General features: G+C 70.7%; 4 protein-coding genes. All 4 read right to left on the bottom strand.

Going from position 1 to position 3,229, the window contains the following annotated elements:
• Positions 1-679, bottom strand: a 679-nt coding sequence (proB, locus tag G6019_RS12455; protein WP_182627715.1) for a glutamate 5-kinase, incomplete at its 3' end; no start/stop codon positions are given.
• Positions 676-2,136 (bottom strand): GTPase ObgE, encoded by a 1,461-nt coding sequence (obgE, locus tag G6019_RS12450; protein WP_182613669.1) that lies wholly within the window; start codon positions 2,134-2,136, stop codon positions 676-678. The genes proB and obgE, both read right to left, overlap by 4 nt.
• A 141-nt stretch (positions 2,137-2,277) precedes the next feature.
• Entirely contained in the window at positions 2,278-2,541 is a 264-nt protein-coding gene (gene rpmA / locus G6019_RS12445; protein WP_017835683.1) for a 50S ribosomal protein L27, read from the bottom strand.
• Positions 2,542-2,608: 67 nt separating this feature from the next.
• Complete coding sequence (gene rplU / locus G6019_RS12440) at positions 2,609-2,914, bottom strand: 50S ribosomal protein L21 (RefSeq protein ID WP_017835684.1); 306 nt, start codon at positions 2,912-2,914, stop codon at positions 2,609-2,611.
• Positions 2,915-3,229 lie beyond the last annotated feature (315 nt).

The raw sequence follows: 3,229 nt of genomic DNA, 5'->3' as shown, positions 1-3,229 counted from the left end.
CGAGCTTGGAGGCCATCCCGCCGGTCCCCAGGGCCCCGCCGGCCCCGGCCACCACCCCGTCGAGGTCGGCCGCACCCGACACCATCGTCACCGCGGTGGCGTCGCCCTTCCGCGGGTCCGAGTCGTACAGGGCGTCCACGTCCGAGAGCAGGACCAGCGCATCGGCGCTGATGAGGTGGGCCACCAACGCGGCCAGGCGGTCGTTGTCCCCGAAGCGGATCTCGTTGGTGGCCACCGTGTCGTTCTCGTTGACCACCGGGACCGCGCCGAGTGTGCGGAGACGATCCAGGGTGCGTTGCGCGTTGGCGGCGCTCTCCCGGCGCCCGATGTCGCCGGCCGTCAGCAGGACCTGCCCCACCACGCGGTCGTATCGGGAGAAGGAGTCCCCCCAGGCCCGGGCCAGCTCCAGCTGGCCCACGCTCGCGGCGGCCTGCTTGGCGGACAGGGTCGCGGGGCGGGTGGTCATCCCCAATGGGGACATCCCCGCTCCGATCGCCCCGGACGAGACCACGAACACGTCCGACCCCGCGGCCATGCGCGCCTGACAGACATCGGCCAGGGCGTCGAGCTGCGGCCGGCGGATCCCACCACCGACGCTCGTGATGGCCGAGGACCCGATCTTGACGACCACTCGGCGCGCCGTGCCTATCCGGCGCCGCAGCTCCGGTTCACCGGTCACTCCAGGATCTCCTCGTCGGGATCGATCAGGCCGCGGCGCACCCGCTTGCGGTACTTGCGCTCCTGGGCGCCCACGCGCTCGTCGGACTCCAACCGGATGTCCGTGCCACGCCCGGTGCGCATGAGGTCCACGCCCGCCGGGGTCTGGGGCTCCCAGTCGAACGAGACGTCGCCGATGGTGACCGCGCAACCCGCCTGCGCCCCGGCCTTGATGAGCGCGTCCTCGACACCCAGCCGGGCCAGACGGTCGGCGAGGAAGCCCACGGCCTCGTCGTTGGCGAAGTCGGTCTGGCGGATCCAACGTTCGGGTTTGGATCCCGACACCACGAAGGCACCGGCCTCGTCCGGATCCTTCCGGACCGTGAACTCGACCCCGTCCACGGCCCTGGGCCGAAGGACGATCCGCTCGGGCGCCGCAGGCGGGTTCGCCTTGCGATGGGCCTTGATCAGCTCGTACAGCCCGTACCGCAACTCGTCCAGGCCCCGGTGCGCGACCGCGGAGATCGCGTACACCGGCCAGCCCTTGGCCTCGAAGTGGGCGGTGACCATCTCGGCCATGTCGGCGGCGTCCGGAACGTCGATCTTGTTGAGCACCACGACCCGGGGCCGGTCGGCCAGGTCGCCCAGCCCGGCGTCGGCGAGTTCCGGTTGGTAGGCGGCGAGCTCGGCCTCGAGTGCGTCGACATCCGAGACGGGGTCGCGGTCGGACTCGAGGTTCGCGCAGTCCACCACGTGCGCGAGGACGGCCGTGCGTTCGATGTGGCGCAGGAAGTCCAGGCCCAGACCGCGTCCCTCGCTGGCTCCGGGGATGAGCCCGGGCACGTCCGCGATGGTGAACGTGTCGTCGCCCACCGAGACCACACCGAGGTTGGGCGCCAGGGTGGTGAACGGGTAGTCGGCGATCTTGGGTTTGGCCGCGGACAGCACCGACACGAGCGACGACTTGCCCGCCGAGGGGAACCCGACCAGCCCGACGTCCGCCATGGACTTGAGTTCGAGGGTCAGGTCGCGGACCTCGCCGGGTTCACCGAGCAGGGCGAACCCGGGGGCCTTGCGGGCCCTCGAGGCGAGCGCGGCGTTGCCGAGCCCGCCCTTGCCGCCCTCGGCCGCCACGAAGCGGGTCCCGGCGCCGACCAGATCGGCCAGCACCTGCCCGTCCTCGTCGAGGACGACGGTCCCGGGCGGTACCGCGAGGACGAGGTCCTCACCGCGGGCGCCGTTGCGGTTGGCCCCCATGCCGGGCTGCCCCTTGCCCGCCCGGGCGTGGGGACGGAAGTGGAAATCAAGCAGGGTGTGGACCTGCGGGTCCACCACCAGCACGACGTCGCCGCCGCTACCGCCGTTGCCCCCGTCAGGCCCACCGAGCGGTTTGAACTTCTCCCGGTGCACGGACGTGCAGCCGCGGCCGCCGTCCCCCGCCGCGAGGTGGAGCACTACACGGTCGACGAATCTCGACATGGGCGGACTCCTCCTGCTGCTGGTGGGTGATGGGTGGTGGTGGGACTCGACGACCGGGGTGGAAATGCCCTCGGGGGCCGGGCGTGGGGTCGTCTGACCCCGCCCGGCCCCCGAGGGCGACTTCTCGTCAGCGTTGCCGGGTCAGCCCTCGACGCCGACCGGGACGATGTTGACGGTCTTGCGACCACGCTTGGTCCCGAACTCCACCGCGCCGGCGGCCAGAGCGAACAGCGTGTCGTCGCCGCCACGGCCCACGCCCACGCCCGGGTGGAACTTGGTGCCACGCTGGCGGATCAGGATCTCGCCGGCGTTGACCTCCTGGCCACCGAAGCGCTTGACGCCGAGGCGCTGCGCGTTGGAGTCACGACCGTTACGGGTGCTGGATGCGCCCTTCTTACTTGCCATGTCCGAACCCTCCTTCAGGGAAGACGCCCGAGGGCGCTGAGCTGGTGGCCTTGGCGGCCGTGATGGATTACTTGATACCGGTGATCTTGAGCACCGTCAGCTTCTGACGGTGACCCTGACGCTTGTGGTATCCGGTCTTGTTCTTGAACTTGTGGATCCGGATCTTCGGACCCTTGGTCTGCTCCACGATCTCACCGGAGACGGAGACCTTGGCCAGGGCGTCGGCAGCGGAGGTGACGGTCGAGCCGTCGACCACGAGGATCGGGGACAGGGACACGGAGGTGCCGGCCTCACCCTCGATCTTCTCGACCTTGACATGGTCCCCTTCGGCGACCTTGTACTGCTTGCCGCCGGTCTTGACGATCGCGTACATCGAGGGCTTCCCCTTGCTTCTCGGGTGTGTGACCGCCGCTGGGGACGACCACGACTACTGTGCGGTGTTCTCTCTGACCGACCGACTCTCGTCGGCCGGGATCGCCGGCCCCGGGGCCTCGGAAGGCCCGGCCCGCGACTTCTCGCGCGACGACATAGCGGCGCCACGAGCGACTTGTCAAGGTTACGGCCCGGCGGCGCAGCAGGTCAAACCGGCAGCGCCTCCGGGCCCGAGACCTCTATCGATCGCCCCCCTCGGGAGCGGTCGTGGTCCGCGTCGCGCGTCGACGTGTCGGACGCCGGCGCGGCTCGGCGA

This window comes from Dietzia sp. DQ12-76 (assembly GCF_014145045.1).
Taxonomy (GTDB): domain Bacteria; phylum Actinomycetota; class Actinomycetes; order Mycobacteriales; family Mycobacteriaceae; genus Dietzia.
Note: the sequence above shows the minus strand (reverse complement) of the source record. Positions and strands in the feature narration are given on the sequence as shown.

Coding starts and splice junctions, on each gene's coding strand:
- rpmA (WP_017835683.1), bottom strand. CDS start 2,541: ATGGCAAGTAAGAAGGGCGCATCCAGCACCCGTAACGGTCGTGACTCC.
- rplU (WP_017835684.1), bottom strand. CDS start 2,914: ATGTACGCGATCGTCAAGACCGGCGGCAAGCAGTACAAGGTCGCCGAA.
- obgE (WP_182613669.1), bottom strand. CDS start 2,136: ATGTCGAGATTCGTCGACCGTGTAGTGCTCCACCTCGCGGCGGGGGAC.